The sequence below is a fragment of the Pedobacter cryoconitis genome (genome assembly GCF_003259615.1).
Lineage (GTDB): Bacteria > Bacteroidota > Bacteroidia > Sphingobacteriales > Sphingobacteriaceae > Pedobacter > Pedobacter cryoconitis.
In genome coordinates this window covers 212,467-229,084 of the sequence record NZ_QLLR01000001.1, presented here as the reverse complement: position 1 = coordinate 229,084, position 16,618 = coordinate 212,467, and the positions used below count along the sequence as shown (strand labels likewise).

General features: G+C 39.7%; 18 protein-coding genes. 10 read left to right on the top strand and 8 right to left on the bottom strand.

Going from position 1 to position 16,618, the window contains the following annotated elements; translation table 11 throughout:
• Nucleotides 1-10: 10 nt before the first annotated feature.
• From LY11_RS01030 to tsaB, 6 genes are all read left to right on the top strand, one after another.
• Entirely contained in the window at nt 11-1,054 is a 1,044-nt protein-coding gene (locus LY11_RS01030; protein ID WP_245952541.1) for a sensor histidine kinase, read from the top strand.
• Nucleotides 1,051-1,785: a LytR/AlgR family response regulator transcription factor gene (locus LY11_RS01025; protein WP_111631873.1), complete on the top strand. Its 735-nt coding sequence runs from the start codon at nt 1,051-1,053 to the stop codon at nt 1,783-1,785. The genes LY11_RS01030 and LY11_RS01025 overlap by 4 nt, the downstream gene beginning before the upstream one ends.
• Nucleotides 1,786-1,919: 134 nt before the next feature.
• Nucleotides 1,920-2,078, top strand: a complete 159-nt coding sequence (gene rpmH, locus LY11_RS01020; protein WP_083251894.1) for a 50S ribosomal protein L34 — start codon at nt 1,920-1,922, stop codon at nt 2,076-2,078.
• A gap of 62 nt (nt 2,079-2,140) precedes the next feature.
• Nucleotides 2,141-2,593: a ribonuclease P protein component gene (locus LY11_RS01015; protein ID WP_111632226.1), complete on the top strand. Its 453-nt coding sequence runs from the start codon at nt 2,141-2,143 to the stop codon at nt 2,591-2,593.
• The gene (yidD, locus tag LY11_RS01010; protein WP_111631872.1) at nt 2,580-2,810 is read left to right on the top strand and encodes a membrane protein insertion efficiency factor YidD; all 231 of its coding nucleotides are present in this window, start codon (nt 2,580-2,582) and stop codon (nt 2,808-2,810) included. The genes LY11_RS01015 and yidD overlap by 14 nt, the downstream gene beginning before the upstream one ends.
• 44 nt (nt 2,811-2,854) lie before the next feature.
• Nucleotides 2,855-3,541, top strand: coding sequence for a tRNA (adenosine(37)-N6)-threonylcarbamoyltransferase complex dimerization subunit type 1 TsaB (gene tsaB / locus LY11_RS01005; protein ID WP_111631871.1), 687 nt, complete (start codon nt 2,855-2,857; stop codon nt 3,539-3,541).
• Here the strand turns inward: tsaB and LY11_RS01000 are convergent, their stop codons facing one another.
• Both LY11_RS01000 and LY11_RS00995 read right to left on the bottom strand, forming a co-directional pair.
• Nucleotides 3,542-4,942, bottom strand: a complete 1,401-nt coding sequence (locus LY11_RS01000) for a DUF5723 family protein (protein WP_111631870.1) — start codon at nt 4,940-4,942, stop codon at nt 3,542-3,544. It abuts the gene before it with no gap.
• A gap of 51 nt (nt 4,943-4,993) precedes the next feature.
• On the bottom strand, nt 4,994-6,574 hold the full coding sequence (locus LY11_RS00995; protein WP_111631869.1) for a hypothetical protein: 1,581 nt from the start codon (nt 6,572-6,574) through the stop codon (nt 4,994-4,996).
• A gap of 572 nt (nt 6,575-7,146) precedes the next feature.
• Between LY11_RS00995 and LY11_RS00990 the strand changes: the two genes are divergently transcribed.
• Nucleotides 7,147-7,533: a DUF423 domain-containing protein gene (locus tag LY11_RS00990; RefSeq protein WP_111631868.1), complete on the top strand. Its 387-nt coding sequence runs from the start codon at nt 7,147-7,149 to the stop codon at nt 7,531-7,533.
• Nucleotides 7,534-10,014 carry a replication restart helicase PriA gene (gene priA, locus LY11_RS00985; RefSeq protein ID WP_111631867.1) on the top strand — a complete coding sequence of 827 codons (2,481 nt, stop codon included), beginning with the start codon at nt 7,534-7,536 and terminating at the stop codon, nt 10,012-10,014.
• Here priA and LY11_RS00980 read toward each other — a convergent pair.
• Nucleotides 9,934-10,659 carry a hypothetical protein gene (locus LY11_RS00980; RefSeq protein ID WP_111631866.1) on the bottom strand — a complete coding sequence of 242 codons (726 nt, stop codon included), beginning with the start codon at nt 10,657-10,659 and terminating at the stop codon, nt 9,934-9,936. The two genes, priA and LY11_RS00980, sit on opposite strands and share 81 nt — an antisense overlap.
• Before the next feature lie 278 nt (nt 10,660-10,937).
• On the opposite strand from LY11_RS00980, the gene LY11_RS00975 reads away from it, so the two are divergent.
• The gene (locus LY11_RS00975; protein ID WP_111631865.1) at nt 10,938-11,594 is read left to right on the top strand and encodes a protein-L-isoaspartate(D-aspartate) O-methyltransferase; all 657 of its coding nucleotides are present in this window, start codon (nt 10,938-10,940) and stop codon (nt 11,592-11,594) included.
• Between the two features lies 1 nt (nt 11,595).
• Here LY11_RS00975 and smpB read toward each other — a convergent pair whose 3' ends face one another.
• The 3 genes from smpB to LY11_RS00960 form a co-directional block, all read right to left on the bottom strand.
• Complete coding sequence (gene smpB, locus LY11_RS00970) at nt 11,596-12,045, bottom strand: SsrA-binding protein SmpB (RefSeq protein WP_068401558.1); 450 nt, start codon at nt 12,043-12,045, stop codon at nt 11,596-11,598.
• An 81-nt stretch (nt 12,046-12,126) separates the two neighbouring features.
• A complete protein-coding gene (locus LY11_RS00965; protein ID WP_111631864.1) occupies nt 12,127-13,989 on the bottom strand; it encodes an Nramp family divalent metal transporter in 1,863 nt (620 codons plus the stop codon).
• A 22-nt stretch (nt 13,990-14,011) separates the two neighbouring features.
• Nucleotides 14,012-14,677, bottom strand: coding sequence for a metal-dependent transcriptional regulator (locus LY11_RS00960; RefSeq protein WP_111631863.1), 666 nt, complete (start codon nt 14,675-14,677; stop codon nt 14,012-14,014).
• Nucleotides 14,678-14,814: 137 nt separating this feature from the next.
• Between LY11_RS00960 and LY11_RS00955 the strand changes: the two genes are divergently transcribed.
• Complete coding sequence (locus LY11_RS00955) at nt 14,815-15,285, top strand: Lrp/AsnC family transcriptional regulator (RefSeq protein ID WP_041884810.1); 471 nt, start codon at nt 14,815-14,817, stop codon at nt 15,283-15,285.
• A 134-nt stretch (nt 15,286-15,419) separates the two neighbouring features.
• Here LY11_RS00955 and ung read toward each other — a convergent pair whose 3' ends face one another.
• Nucleotides 15,420-16,097, bottom strand: coding sequence for a uracil-DNA glycosylase (gene ung, locus LY11_RS00950; protein WP_111631862.1), 678 nt, complete (start codon nt 16,095-16,097; stop codon nt 15,420-15,422).
• 6 nt (nt 16,098-16,103) lie between these two features.
• Entirely contained in the window at nt 16,104-16,511 is a 408-nt protein-coding gene (locus LY11_RS00945; protein WP_111631861.1) for a thioredoxin family protein, read from the bottom strand.
• Between the last annotated feature and the right edge of the window lie 107 nt (nt 16,512-16,618).

Here is a 16,618-nt window from a genome sequence, read left to right as displayed (position 1 = left end):
CCAATAAATTTTGACCAGTAACCCGCTGCTAACCAGAAAAACACAAAAAACGGCAGCCATACTCTTTGTGGCCTGGACAACTGCGCTTGTGCTGCTGTTTTTTTATACGCTTAATTTCAGCTGGGTCGTGTCAATTGCAGATAGTTTAATTACCAATACGCTTTTAGCCCTCAGCTGCCTGGTAATTAGTGTCGTGCTGAGGTTTTATCAGCCGAAAGATGAAATCGTATTGTTTGTCATTGTACTGGCTATTGCGCTCTCTTTGCTGATTACCTGGTGTTGCCGCTGCTTATTAACCGGTATTTTTGCGCAGGACCATACTTATGTGAGTTTTTTGAATTTATCTCTGGTATTCAGGTTTATTGTCATCTTCGTTTTTCTGGCCTGGTGTGCCTTTGTAAATGTATTATGGTATCGGTTAGAGGGACAATCAGAAATGCAGGAACGCCTTTTTACCGCTCAGAATTTAGCGAAGGAAGCAGAGTTGAACAAGCTGAGACATCAATTGCAGCCCCACTTTTTGTTCAATAGTTTAAACTCTGTTTACGCGCTCACTATTGTGAACCCAAAAGAAGCCGGGACAATGATTACAAAATTAGCTTCTTTTTTAAGAGGTACCCTGAAAAGAGACGATGAGGTCTGGGTGAGTGTGGCCGAAGAAATGGATTATATCCAGTTATACCTGGACATTGAAAAGGTGAGGTTCAGTCATCGCTTAAATATTGATATTCAGATTGAGGAAGATACATTGCAGCTTTCTTTACCGGGCACATTATTGCAGCCTATCGTGGAAAATGCGATCAAATTCGGACTGTACAATACCTCTGCGGCTATCTTGATTTCTATTTTGGTCAGTGTAGAGAATAACCTGCTGGTGATCAGGGTTGAAAACCCCTTTGATCCGGAAACGAAAGCTACTGATGGTACAGGCTTCGGACTGACCGCGATCCGCAGGAGGCTTTATTTGCTTTTTGCAGATAATACCTTACTGCAAACTTCCTCTACAGAAGATAATAAATATATTACTACGCTTAAAATACCCCAAAAAATATGATCACAACGATACTGATTGATGATGAGCCACTAGCCAGAGATATTGTAAAACATTATCTGACAAGCTTCCCTGATATAGAGATTGTTGCCGAATGCAATGATGGTTTCGAAGGATTAAAAGCGATTGCGGCTTTTCGTCCTGACTTCATCTTTCTGGATATACAGATGCCTAAAATCAATGGTTTTGAAATGCTGGAGCTGGTAGAGAATCCGCCGGCAGTAATTTTTACGACTGCATTTGATGAATTCGCTATTAAAGCTTTTGAAGTGAATGCTGTCGATTATTTATTGAAGCCGATTGAGCAGGAACGGTTTGAGCAGGCGATGCAAAGGCTGCCTGCAAAATTAAAGCAGCCAGAACTTACGCGGGAATTGCTGGAAACAGCGGCACAGAGCCCTTCGCAGCACAATAGGGTGGTGGTTAAAAATAACGGGGTGATCAAAATCATTGCAGTAGCAGACATTCATTACCTGGAAGCTGATGATGACCATGTGAAATTAAGCACTACAGAAGGGATTTTTTATAAAAATAAGACGATGAGTTTCTTTGAAAAAACGCTGGATGGTGAACAATTTATAAGAATTCACCGGTCTTATCTGATAAATCTTGCACAGGTCACTAAAATTGAATTGAAAGAAAAAGATAGTTATATCGTACTTTTGAAATCTGGTATATGGCTGCCTGTCAGCAAAACCGGCTATGTTAAGCTTAAGGCTGCCCTTGGTTTATAGAAATTTAAACGGCTTTAACACAGCGATCACAAATAAAAATGAAAACATAGGCTGCATGTATTTGCATTTAAGAAAAAATCGCATTATATTTGCACCTCTCAATTAAAAAATAATAGTTAAGATATCATACAGTTATGAAAAGAACATTCCAACCTTCGCAAAGAAAGAGAAGAAACAAACACGGCTTCCGCGAAAGAATGGCTACAGCAAACGGTAGAAGAGTATTAGCTTCTCGTCGTGCAAAAGGAAGAAGAAAATTATCAGTTTCTGACGAACGTCGTCACAAAGCATAATTTTGATTGCAGCACCTCTGGTGCTGGCAGATCATTTAGTCTGCAAATCTGCGATCAAAAACATGAAAAATTTTACCAAAGAAGAACGGTTATGCAGCAGGAAATTATTAGACCTGCTATTTAAGAACGGTTCTTCTTTTTTAGTATATCCCTTTCGGGTTTCCTATCTGTTTATACCGGAGAAAAATGTTTTTCCTGTACAGGTAGTAGTCAATGTATCGAAAAAGCGGTTCAAGCGTGCGCACGACAGAAATCTGATCAAGCGCAGAACGCGGGAAGCTTACCGTATACTTAAATCATCAGCTCTTTATCCTTTATTAAATCATCCTGATCAATTGTTATTGCTCTCTCTCCAATTTGTTGGAAAGGAACACTATGATTATGCTTTTTTTGAAAAGAAACTGGCTAATGCTTTAAAAAGACTGATCCTGACTGTTGATACGCCTGTCAAAGCTGCAGCAACGGCCCCAACTGAAAACCCAGTACCTTCAACTCCAAAAGATGAAACTAATTAAGCAAATCATTGGCTGGTTCTTTTTGGCACTGATTAAGTTTTATCAGTTGTTCCTGTCTCCTTTGCTGGGTGCAAGCTGTCGTTTTACGCCCACCTGCTCTCAATACGGAGTAGAGGCCATTACAAAATACGGCCCCTTTAAAGGTGGCTGGCTAACGCTTAAACGCATCGGACGCTGTCATCCCTGGGGAAAACACGGACATGATCCTGTTCCTTAATTTTTCCGGCTTGTCTGAATTTTAAATCTATTATATTTGCCTTAATGGTTACCATACTTCAACTAGAAACAGCTACACAGGTATGCTCCGCAGCATTATCTGTCAACGGAGAGACGATCGCGTTAAAAGAACTTGCTGCACAGAATATTCACGCAGGAAGCCTGACTTTGTTTATCCAGGAAGTAATGGCAACAGCTGGATTAACTTATGCAGATCTGGATGCAGTTGCTGTGAGTAAAGGGCCAGGTTCTTATACCGGGTTAAGAATTGGGGTATCAACCGCTAAAGGACTTTGTTTTGCTTTGGATAAACCACTGATCGGAATTGAAACGCTGAGAATGATGGCGCAGGGATTTTTGAAAACTGCAGATACCTATACAGGTTTGGTTTGCCCGATGATTGATGCCAGAAGAATGGAAGTTTTTACCGGATTATATGATAACCAGCTAAATGAAGTACTGCCAGTGGAAGCAAAGATTATTGACGGGACTTCATACCAGGAACAATTAAATGCGCATCAGATCACTTTTATAGGAGATGGTGCAATGAAATGTAATACTTCTATTATTTCTGCGAATGCGGCTTTCTCTGACCTCAATTTTAATTCTGCGGCAAACATGAGCCAATTGGCATACAGTGCTTTTACAGCCGGTAATTTTGAGGATGTAGCTTATTTTGAACCTTACTATCTGAAAGATTTCGTAGTAACGCAGCCTAAAAAGAAAGTTTAATTACTTTTTCTTTTTAAATACCCCGAATAATTTAGCAAAGAACCCTTTCTTATCCGGATCATCACCAACTCCCGGCATATAACTGCTGTTTTGAGGATGTTCTACGGTATAGCCGAATTTAATACCGACCCCCATATAAACTGAGGCTCCGGCATAACTGTTATTTGTAATACTTGCCTGCTGATTATAAGCAGCTGATTTTAAGACGTTATCACTCCCTAAGAAAAACTCGAAGTTCGGGGTTTGATATTTGGCTTGTGTGCCTAACATCATGAAACCGTTTAAGTTATAGATAGGGGAAAGGCTGACTGAGAACTCATTGTAGGCAAAGTTGTTGACTAAAGCGATGTCTCCGCCTTTGTTCCAGATATTTTTGGAGACGATGAAGTTTGGCGTATAGAAGTCGAACCTTTTGGAAACCAGTAAATCCAGTTTGGCGTTGGTTGCAGTGTAGAAACCTTTTCGCTGATCGTTAGCAATAAAGTGGTCTTCTAATTTTCTTTGTAAGGTGTTTTTATCATCACGCTCATTAACAATGATGTCGTCTTCTTCAGGAGCAATAATCGAATGCGAATTTTTATTCCATCTGATAAAGCCAAGGTCTTTCACACTTCCCATTAAAAAGAAACCTGTTTTAGAAGTATAGGTCGTACCAAAGCCCATGGAGAGTCCTGGATTTTTGAAATCAGGAATTAATGTATTTGTATTCAGTTCTTTTGCACGGAGAAAATTTGATTGATAGGTTCCGCCTACGTTGACGGTAAGTCGTCTTTGCTCAGGGTTGAATTGTACATCAGAGCTGGTAATATCTATTTTATTATAAGTTATTCCGCTTAACAAACTCAGTTTTACACCAAAAGCAAGTTGTTTACTCACGTTCTCTCTGTAGTTCATACTGAACTGGTGGTAAGATTGACCGTAACCATTGCCGTTGAAAGGAGAAGTTATATTGTCCTTAAATTTATTGAAATCATCAAAAGCAACCAGTGTTGCATTCGTATAATCTGCAAAAGCATCTGATCTCATCTGCCATGAAAACCCTAATTCCTGGTGATCTTTATAAGATTTGAAAATCCTGAAAGTGAATAAATAGATGTTGGAGGTTTGATAGGCCTGATTTCTTCCAATGTCTACCGGAATGCCCGTAGTGTTATATTTACCATCATTAATCAAACCTCTCAGGCTAAAATTAGAAGCCCCCTTATTGGCTGCATTTAAACCGAAATAGGGCAGCAGGAAATTAGAAGCATACTGACGGGAAGAATCAAGGACAAAAGCTTTCTGAGCCGGATTTTCAAAAGCATCAAATAATGTTTTGGTATTAAATAGCCCGTATTGTTGCGCCTTAATTTGTGTAGACAGGATTAGAAAAAGGCTCAGTATAAGGTATCTTTTTGCCATAAGTTGAAAACGATGTTTAAATATGAGAATTTAAAATATAGATTCTAAATATTAGTTTGTTAAATTTTGAAGGGTATCGGTTACAACCTCTGGTAGCGTATTCAACAGCAGATTAGTTTGAAAAGCTCCTTTATCGCCATTTAGCTGATAAATCATAGAAGTGAATGTTTCTAATCCCTGTTTTTTGATCATATGATTATAATACGGCATATAGATAGCTCTTCTAACCAGATCCCCGGAGTTTTTACGGTTCACATAATAAGTAACATTGGATGTTTTTGATAACTGACTGTATACATTGATATAATCAGGCGTATTGATCAGTAACTTATTCTGGTGATAATCATTTAAAACAGACTGTAAAGCGGATGGTTGATTGGAGAAGACCATGTAATTATCAATTATAGCATAATATGGTCTGCTGAACGGTCTGAAAGGCTCCCCGAAATAACAATATAAAAGCCCTGATTTTTTGAATCTTTTAATCTCTGTACTGTAATCATCGCTCATATCCAATAACAGCTGTTTCACTTTGTCGCCATTGGTCAGATTGATCGCTGCTATATTTTCGGATGACTTCAGCTGAAAATATAGCAGCTGATTCTGAAAATATACCGGTAATATTTTTTCTGCATCTAAATGATATTCATTGTTAAAACTTCTGATCGTGTTTTTGATTTTTTGAGCCTCCTTGTTAACTAAAAACCAATTGTCCAGTCCTTTTCTCCAGCTTTTATAATCAGCCAGTGCATATAATTTAAAATTGGCTGTGTTTTCCGGCAACAGGTTATCAATGTCATTCTTTTGCGGAGCTAATGTTGCAAAAAGGTTCAGATAGTTTTTCTGATCATTGATTGCTGAACTTCCATTAAAAAATAGCCGCTCTTTACTGAAGTTATAATTCAAAGCAGCAAATGAATTCTGCTGATTAAGTACAGACAGATTGCCATTTAAATTGCCTGGCAGCATTGCTTTTAACAAAGCAGGTATTTTATTGAAATCGATATATAAGTTCCCCAGACTGTTCCTTTTGAACTTATTGCTGGCTTTTATATAGGCTACAAACTGATTGTTTTCCTCATTTGAAACCGCTTTGGTTGCTGCTTTTACAGGTGCAGAACTGTTGGAAAGCAAGATCAGATTCTTCTCGATATTCAGGTAAAATGTCGCACTATCATTTAATATAACCTTCATCATTCCACTATCAGTAGTCACTTTAGCCCCATTGGACTGCAGCGCACTGTAAAGTTTTGGCTTGTCCAGTTCATCATTTAACTGGGTGCTGATCAGGTAATCAATCTCTTTATTTTTTCCGGCAGAGAAACTGATGAATATATTCTTGTTGCCCACCATGCCATTGGCCGCAGGATTACTGGCGAGTGTATTCTTCAGTAAACTGAGCTGATTGAATTTCTCCTGCCCCAGCAGTTTCTCAAAGAAGTCCTGTCCTTTCAATATATCGAATATGCTTTTATCGTTTTGAATACAGAAGACCAGACCAGAGTTTGCTGTTGCCGCATACAAACTGGTTTCTTTATAAGAGGTTTCCTTGTTCAGTTTAGAAAAATATAAGTAGGCCATACCCACAATGGCTGCGAATAAAGTAAAGAGGGTGAAGTATATCTTTTTCATTTGCGTCTAACAAATTTAAGGTAATTGTTGGGCATTAGGTGATATTTTATTGTTAAAACGGGCTTTCTTCCGATGTTTTACAGGATAGGAGAGAAGAATTTGCTGATTCTGATGAGTTCTTGTCTGAACTGGCAGCGGATCTGATTGAATGCTGGTTGTCTTTTAGTTGAATAGTGCCTTGAAAGGACATTAAAGCGACGTTGGAATGACCTTGGAATGACTGTGGTCATTGCAAGGTCATTCCAACGTCATTCCAACCTCATTCCAAGGTCATTTCAAGGCACTATTCAACCCCTTGTCAACACCTGTTTTATACGTCAAGGCCACGTTTTTGTCTTATACGGATTGTCTTTGTCATTAACTTTTGAAAGTCATTTTTTATAAACCGGATAAAGCCCCTGTTTTTTAGGGTAAATTGCTGTTTATCTTGGGGAATGGGGCGGTTTTTTCTTTGCCGGTAAATCCATCATTTAAGCACCTATAAGTGGCTTAATTAAATAATTTGCAAATAGAATTAACAAAAATGAATTTAGGTTGTGTAATTTTACCGGGCTGGAATTAAGACGAATTGAATGAATAGGAAAATAATTTTGACTGCATCTTTCTTTGGAGCAGTAGCGGTAATACTGGGTGCATTTGGTGCGCATGGACTGAAAAATGTGGTTGCGCCAGATCAGCTGGCCATCTGGAGCAAGGGAGTGGAATATCAGTTCTATCATACTTTTGCTTTGCTTTTTCTATCCACCTTCGCCAGGTTCAGGAATAAGCTGGTTGATTTCGCCTATTACTGCTTCACAATAGGGATTATCTTCTTTTCGGGCTCACTTTACCTGCTGGCTACCCGCGAAGTATTACAGTTAAGCTGGGTAAATATTGTAGGCCCGATCACTCCATTGGGAGGATTATTATTAATTACCGGCTGGATCTTTCTATTCTTTGCCGCTTTAAAAAACAGATAAATGCAGGAATTAAATGATATTGATTTTTCAGAAAGAGATACCTTATTTATAGAAGTAATTTTACCGCTTTCTCTTTCAAAAAACTATATCTATCGTGTCCCGTTTGAATTAAACGAACATACTGCCATTGGTAAAAGGGTAATCGTGCAGTTTGGGAAAAATAAAATCTATACCGCACTGATTAAAAGTATCAGTCAGACAGCCCCGGCATTATACCAGGCCAAATATATTATCGATGTGATTGATGAACACCCTGTGGTAAACCCGCTGCAATTTCAGTTCTGGGACTGGATGACTGCCTACTACCTGTGTAATGAAGGGGATGTGATGTCTGCGGCGCTTCCGGCGGGATTAAAACTGGCGAGTGAGACAATCATTATCCTTCGGGATGATGTGTCTTTAGAAGAGCTTGAATTAACCGACAAAGAGAATATACTGGTTACTGCACTGGAAAAGCAAAAACGCCTGACCGTAGATCAGATTTCTAAATTACTGGGACAGAAAACTGTATTTCCGCTGATCCGCGCTCTTTTAGATAAAGAAGTGGTTCATATTGCAGAAGAGGTCGTTGAAAAATATAAGCCTTTATTAAAATCATATATCACCCTGAATCCTTTTTATAATGAAGAAGGGAATTTCAGGCAACTGTTCGAAGTGCTGGAACGTGCGCCAAAACAGCTGGATGCTTTACTGATGTATATTAAACTTTCCAAATCGGGAATTGAAATATCCAGGCAGCAATTACTGGAAGACAGCGGTTGCGGACAAGCAGCGCTGAAAGCTTTAATGGATAAAGAAATCTTTTTCCTCCAGAAGAAAGTAGTAAGCCGGCTGAACGATGAGTCTGATGATATGATCCTTAACTTTAAACTCAGCCCGGCACAAAATACAGCGCTGGAAAAAATAGAAACAGAGTTTCAGACAAAAGATGTTGTTTTATTACATGGGATAACCGCTTCCGGTAAAACTCAGGTCTATATTAAATTGATTGAGCAGGCGATAGAAAAAGGCGGACAGGTTTTGTTCCTTTTGCCTGAAATTGCATTAACCACACAGATTGTAGAACGGATCAAACGCTATTTTGGTGATGCAATCGGGGTATACCATTCCAAGTTCAATGACAACGAAAGGGTGGAAATCTGGAAAAGTGTGATGAACGGCAAATATAAAATCGTTCTTGGCGCACGTTCTGCTGTGTTTTTACCCTTCAAAAATTTAAAATTGGTTGTAGTCGATGAAGAACATGAGTCATCGTACAAGCAAAATGAACCTGCCCCAAGATACCAGGCCAGGGATGCTGCTGTTTACCTGGCACATTTGCATCAGTCAAAAATCATACTGGGCTCGGCCACGCCATCGATAGAAAGCTATTACAATGCGCTTCATCAAAAATATGGTCTGGTTACCCTGAATGAACGCTTTGGAGGGGTAGAACTCCCTATTCAGGAAGTGGTGGGGATTGCTGAAGAAACCAAGAAGAAGAAAATGGTTTCTTATTTCTCCAGTGTATTAATTGATGACATCACCGCAACGCTGGAAAGAAAAGAACAAGTAATTCTTTTTCAGAACCGCAGGGGTTACGCGACTATACTGATTTGTAAAACATGCGGTTTCGCACCTAAATGTGTGAACTGTGATGTGAGCCTTACTTTCCATAAAAGCAGTGGTAAACTGCATTGTCATTATTGCGGCTACCACGAAAGCAGCATGAACATTTGTCCTGCCTGTGGTTCTGTGCATATCGAACAGAAAGGATTTGGAACTGAAAGAATAGAGGAGGAGTTAAGTCTCATTTTTCCGGAAGTAAAAATTGCCAGGCTTGATGTAGACAGTACCAGAACAAAAAACAGTCTTCAGAAGATTATTGGTGATTTCCAGGAAAAGAAAACCGATATTCTGATCGGTACACAAATGGTGGCCAAAGGTCTGGATTTTGATAATGTAACCCTGATCGGAGTGATCAATGCAGATACTTTATTGAATTACCCTGATTTCAGAGCTTTTGAGCGCAGTTTTCAGTTGCTGGCACAGGTTGCAGGCCGCGCAGGCAGAAGAGACAAGCAAGGGAAGGTATGTATCCAGGCTTATGATGCAGACCACCGGATCATCAAACAGGTAGTGGATAACAATTACCTGGAAATGTTTAATGATGAAATTGCTGAACGCAGACAGTTTCATTATCCACCTTTTACCAGGCTGATTTTTATCAATGTGAAACATAAGGATTCAAATTTACTCAACGCAGCAGCGGCACGTTTTGCCACGATGTTAAGGGCACAACTCGGAACGCGCGTGCTGGGGCCTGAACAGCCTTTGGTTTCCAGGATCAGAAGTTATTATATCAAACAACTGATCATTAAAACAGATAAGTCAACTGCCATTCACAAAGTTAAGGCTGCCTTAAAACAGACTATTGCAGACTTTAATGGAGAAAACGCCTTTAAAGGGGTAATTATACAGATTGACGTGGATCCTTATTAGGGAAGCTACCGGGCTAAAAAGGAATTCTTTTTTATTCTCTGAGGTTTCTGTGCTTGAAGCGGCAGTATTTTGTGCAACAGTTTGTGTGCGTAAATGGGAAAGATAAAGTTCAAGACTGCCTTCCGCAAAAATAGAAAACTGCTCAACCGGACTAATCCTGAGCCCAAGGGTGGGGCCAATGGTCAAACCGTTTTTTATAGTTTCCATCTGATCTGTGAGTATACTCGTTCTCTGCAGGCCGATAAAATCCCTTATCCCTTTAAAACGGTTATAGCGGTATCCAATATCGAAAGCAAAATAAGGCTGCACGCTGGAATAGGTCAGGTTTTTCTCAAATCCCAGTTTAACAGCGTAATCGGTTACTTTTCCATTCACGAGGTTACAGTTTGCACAATCACTTTTAAAGTCTATTGACTGATTGATAAATCTTCCGCTCAGACGATAATTGATCTGCCGGTCATCGATTTTGAATATTCCGCCATTAAATTTGGACGTGATATACTTTAGCGGGTCCTGATCAGCTATTTTTGGCAGCTGCAAATAATTGAATCCATTAAAGCCAACGCTGTAAGTACTGTTAGGCTGCGAGCTGGCATTCAGGGAAAAAAGAGAAACGAGTAAAAGTGAGAGCAATCCCTGTTTCATAAAGCGTTAATTTTCATTTAGATATATAAAAATATATATTATTTTATAGTACAGGTAAAAATGTGCCTCACATTTTTTTATTTGTATTTATAGGTAATATTTCAGTTTTTGATGAAAAAAAATTGCCTTTTTATCTTGAATAAGTGAAAGATTTATTCTTTTCATTAACAGGCTTATTGATCGTTTAAGATTTGATCTGTTGGCCTTTACAACTTTGAGGTTAAATTCATCCAATTAAAACCTTAAAAATCGGTTTCAAAGAAGTATTTTTGAAATCAATGGCGTATAAGTTTGTAGATAATTACCGGGAAAGAGGAGCAAGGAAGAAATTGGTGGAGCATCTTAAATCAAGAGGCATCACAGATGAACGGGTATTGGGTGCAATTGGCAAAGTACCCAGACATTTTTTCTTTGATGAAACCTTCTGGAACCAGGCTTATAAAGATATTGCTTTCCCGATTGGTGACGGACAAACTATTTCTCAGCCTTACACGGTAGCTTACCAAAGTGAATTGCTGCATATCGGTAAAGGAGATAAAGTACTGGAAATTGGTACTGGCTCTGGTTATCAGACTTGTATTTTAATGGAGCTGGGGGCGGAAGTATTTACCATCGAAAGACAGGAAAGTATTTACAAACACACACTGAAAGTATTGCCGGGAATGGGCTATAGTGCGAATTTCTTTTTTGGTGATGGTTCCATGGGAATTGCAGCACATGCACCTTACCACAAAATTATTGTGACTGCTGGTGCGCCGTTTGTTCCTGAAATATTATTGAAACAACTAAAAATTGGTGGGATGCTGGTAATTCCGGTAGGTGATGAGCATTCACAGACTATGGTGACCGTAATTCGTGTCAGTGAAACTGATTATGAAAAGTTTGAACTGGACACTTTCAGATTTGTCCCGCTGGTCGGGGACCAGGCCTGGTAATTTAGCCTTTCATTGCCCGGTCCATTTCACGCTTAGATTCGCGGTCTTTGATGCTGTCCCTTTTATCAAAGTCTTTCTTTCCTTGTGCCAATGCAATTTCTATTTTTGCAAAGCCTCTTTCATTCGTGAAAATGCGAAGCGGAACAATGGTATATCCTTTTTCTTCACTTCTGAATTTCAGCTTTTTTAATTCCTTTTTTTGCAGCAGTAAGATCCGGTCACGTTTAATATCATGGTGGTGGAAAGAACTGTGGCTATATTCTGAGATATGAAGATTTCTTACATAAAGTACATTGCCAATGAACATGCAGAAAGCATCGGTCATATTGGCTTTACCTTGTCTGATTGCTTTTATTTCTGTACCAAGCAAAGCCAGTCCGGCGTTGTATTTATCAACAACATGGTAATCGAAGTATGCTCTTTTATTTTTTATTTGAATGTCAGTCGCCATAGAATCAGCTAATATCAGAAAGAATTGCCGATTTATGGCAATTCTTTCTGAATTTTACAATGGTTATAGGATTGCGGCAGGTTATCTGACCACCAATACCGGTATAGTTATTTTATGTCTTACGGCATCTACAGTAGTGCCGAAAATCAAGTCTTTCAGTCCTTTATGCCCATGTGCACCCATTACGAGTAACTGTAAATCGTTGGTTTTAGTGATCTCTGCAATCGCACGTGCTGCTCCTCCAAAACCGATATGTGGAATGCCATGATAACCCAGATCGGCCAGGTTCTGCCCGTATTTCTTCAGGTTTTCTGCATCACTTAGTGTTTCATGATCGAGGGCAGCTTTGCCATGATACTGAGCGCCTGCAGTTTCAACGATATGGATTAAGTGATAATCTGCTTTTTTACCGCCCTGAATCAGTGCATGACGGATCGTGTTCAGGTCATTTTTTGAAAAGTCTACAGTAATACCGATCCGCGTATAGTGGATCTGATCTACCGGATCAATAGCCAGTGCATTACCGTGTGGAATGTTTTTTCTTAGGGTAGTGCTGGACCTGAGCATCGGATAAACGAAAACATAGAGTAAAAGCAGCCCGATCAGGATCGCAGCCGGAATAATCAGTCCATAAATATACCAGCCGTGGGTAGTGGTTGCCCATCCTGAGATCTCTTCTATCACGAGTTTAATATTCAGGGCCACAATTACAGCAGCACTGATCCATGCCAGTATTTTTACCCAGAGTTTGATTGCAAAACCTTTCATTTCTTTTTTATCAGAAGTGAAATGAATCAGTGGGATCACGGCAAAGCCGAGTTGTAAACTTAGTACGACCTGGCTTAGGATCAGTAAACCACTCAGTGCATCGTTTCCGAAATAAAGAATCGTGAAAAAGGCAGGAATAATGGCTAGTAAACGGGTAATTAAACGGCGTATCCAGGGTTGTATCCTCAGGTTCAGGTGACCTTCCATCACAATCTGTCCTGCCAGTGTACCGGTAATGGTAGAACTTTGTCCGGCGGCAATCAGTGCAATGGCGAAAAGGGTTGGCGCAACACCGCCAAATATATGTCCAAGCAGTTTATAGGCATCCTGTATTTCTGCAACTTCGTGCATTCCATTTTTATAAAAGGCAGCTGCAGCCAGAATCAGGATCGCTGCGTTCACAAAAAAGGCAAGGTTAAGTGCAACAGCAGTGTCTATAAAGTTGAATTTAATAGCTTCTTTGATTCCTTTGTCATCGCGCTCAAATTTCCTGGTCTGAACTAAAGAGGAGTGCAGGTAGAGGTTATGCGGCATCACGGTGGCACCGATAATACCAATAGCAATATACAGGGCCTGTCCGGAAAGTACAGAGGGCTCCAGTCCTTTCACGATTTCTTTTAAGGAAGGCTCCACAATAAACATTTCTACTAAAAAGGAGAGCCCTACAATGAAAACCATAGAAACAATGAAAACTTCCATTTTCCGCATGCCTTTGTTCATTAGGAACAAAAGTAACACGGTATCAAAAATGGTAATACTGATGCCCCAGATCAGCGGAAGGCTGAAGAGCAGGTTCAAGCCGATGGCCATACCTATAATCTCGGCAAGGTCACAGGCTACAATGGCGGTCTGCGCTAAACCAAACAGGGGAATGTTGACCCATTTGGGATAGGCGTTTCTGGAAGCCTGCGCTAAATCCAATCCTCTTACAATCCCCAGTCTTGCGCTTAAAGATTGTAATAACAAGGCGATTAAGTTCGACATCAGCAATACCCAGATTAACTGATAGCCAAATTTACTACCTCCTGCAAGATCGGTTGCCCAGTTTCCGGGGTCCATATAACCTACACTGACCAGGTAAGCCGGGCCAATAAAAGACAATATTCTTCGCCACCCGGTGCGCTTACCGGTGTCTACACTTTGATGTACTTCACTTAATGATTCTGTTTGCTTCATCAGCTGAAAATTCTTTTAATAATTACTGAGCTTCTTCTAATTTAACCAGGATGTGCTGCGCTACTTTGCGGCTCACATTTATCTTTTGATCATTTACCAAGAGTTCTACTGAACCATCATAGGCTGTAATCCCATCGATGGCTATCGTAACCCCTATGGTCAGGCCCAGCTTCTCCAGGTGGATTAAAAAAGGAGAAGAATGTTCACTGACCCCGATGATGATCCCTTTTTTTCCTTTCGCAATTTCATGAAGGTGTATATGTGCAGAAGGTTCAAAGTTTCCATGCTGATCAGGAATAGGATCACCATGCGGATCTCTCTTGGGAAAACCAAGAAAATCATCTAACCGCTCTACCAATATGGAAGAGTTAATATGTTCGAGTTCTTCTGCTATATCGTGGACTTCATCCCACCTGAATTTGAGTTTGTCTACTAAAAAGACTTCCCATAAGCGGTGTTTCCTGATGACTTTGATCGCTGCAATTTTCCCTTTTTCAGTTAGTGTGACTCCCTGGTACTTAATATAGTCAATTAATTGCTTATCTGCCAGCTTTTTAAGCATGTCAGTTACAGAGGCGGCTTTAGTGTTCAATCCACTGGCAATCGCATTGGTTTGCACAGTCCCTGGCTCTGTCTGGGAGATATGATAAATGACTTTAAGGTAATTCTCTTCAGTAAATGAGTGCATTTTATTAGCCTAATAATAGTTTTAGGTAAATCTAAAAATTATTGAATAGAATAAAGCATAATTTTTATGTTTATTTTTAGAATTAAATTTGGTAAATAAGGTGTTCTTATTCTACCTTTGGGTTCAAGATCGGAAAAATGGCAGCAGAATTAGATAAGATAGATTTTAAAATACTTAAACTTTTACAAGAAAACGGAAGAATAACCAATTTGCTTTTATCGCAGGAAATTGGGTTGTCGCCAGCACCTACTTTAGAAAGAGTAAGAAAACTGGAGATGTCCGGTTTCATTAAGAGTTACCATGCGTTAGTGGATGAAGAGAAACTGGGTTTAGGCATTAAAACGTTTATCCAGGTACAACTGGACTTCCATAAGAACAACACGATCCAGATATTTTTGGATGAGGTAAACCAGATTAAAGAAATTACTGAATGTCACCATGTGACCGGACAGGCAGATTTCCTGTTGAAAGTCTATGTGAGTGATATTAAGGCTTACGAGCGTTTAATTATGGATAAGATCAGTAAAATCAGCGTGGTGAAGACTTTTCAGACGATGATGATCATGTCTACTACGAAGAAAGAGCCGATCGTTCCCCTGGAATATTAGTTTATACTTCTTTTTAGCTACAACTTCTTCAAATTAATTTCTGGTAGGAAAGCTACCAGAAACTAATTTTCATCGTTTCGCTCAAAAAGAAGCTATAAACTGTTTCGTCACCAATGTGTGGTGCCAATTTAAGATTAACTGATCTGCCAGTTAACTGGCTTCTTTCCTTCAGCAATCAGAATTTCATTTGTTTTCGAGAAATGTTTACTGCCGAAAAATCCGGTGTAGGCAGAAAATGGTGATGGATGTGCAGATTTTAAAACTGTATGTTTTGTTTCATCAATCAGTGCTGCTTTTTGTTGTGCAAACTTACCCCACAATAAAAACACCAATCCTGTTTTTTTATCAGAAAGCTGACTGATCGCCTGGTCTGTGAATGCTTCCCAGCCTTTACCCTGATGGGAACCCGGTTCATGTGCTCTAACCGTAAGGGATGCGTTCAGTAGTAGTACACCCTCATCGGCCCATTGTGTCAGGTTACCATGATTTGGCGTTTTAAACCCTGCTATATCTGTTTCCAGTTCTTTATAAATATTCTTTAATGAAGGGGGGGTAGCCACTCCTTTTTGAACAGAGAAAGAAAGACCATGTGCCTGCCCGTCTCCATGGTAAGGGTCCTGACCTAAGATCACCACTTCTACTTTGTCAAAAGGGGTATGGTTAAAGGCTGCAAAAATATCTGCCCCTTTGGGATACACTGTTTTTCCTGTTTCTTTTTCCTGCAGGAGAAAAGCCTTCAGGTTTTTCATGTATTCTTTTTCAAATTCAGGTTCCAGTACTTTTAACCAGCCTGGTTCTAATGCTGCTGACATTTTATTTTATTTAGTAAGTATTTCAATCATATCGCTTTCCAGCGTAACTAAGGGTGATTCTGTAATTCTGCCGATCTCTTTTCCATTTTCGGTAAAGATGAAAGTGGGAACCTTGTCTATATTCAGGTGATCGGTTAATCCACCAGATGCCTTTTTTGATTCATCAACAAAGATCAGTGTGATTTGTTCTGCTAAAAAACCAGCCTCATCCAGAACCTTGTACAAACGGGGTACTTGTCTTCTGCAGTCGCTGCACCAGGTTCCCAGTACGATCGTAACCTTTATATCCTGAAACAATGATTTTAGCTTTTGTACAGCCTCAGGACCGGGCACGTAGTCTGGGTATTCTATAGCGTATTGTGCTTTCATTTCCGGAGATTCAAATAGTTTCTCCCGGGCAGCTGTATTTAGCATATTTTATTTCGCCTTTAGTTTTGGTGTTTAAAACCTGACCAGAATCATTATTCCTGGTTGGATAATGATTCTGGTCAGGTTTTAACAAAGATAAGCATCAAAATGAG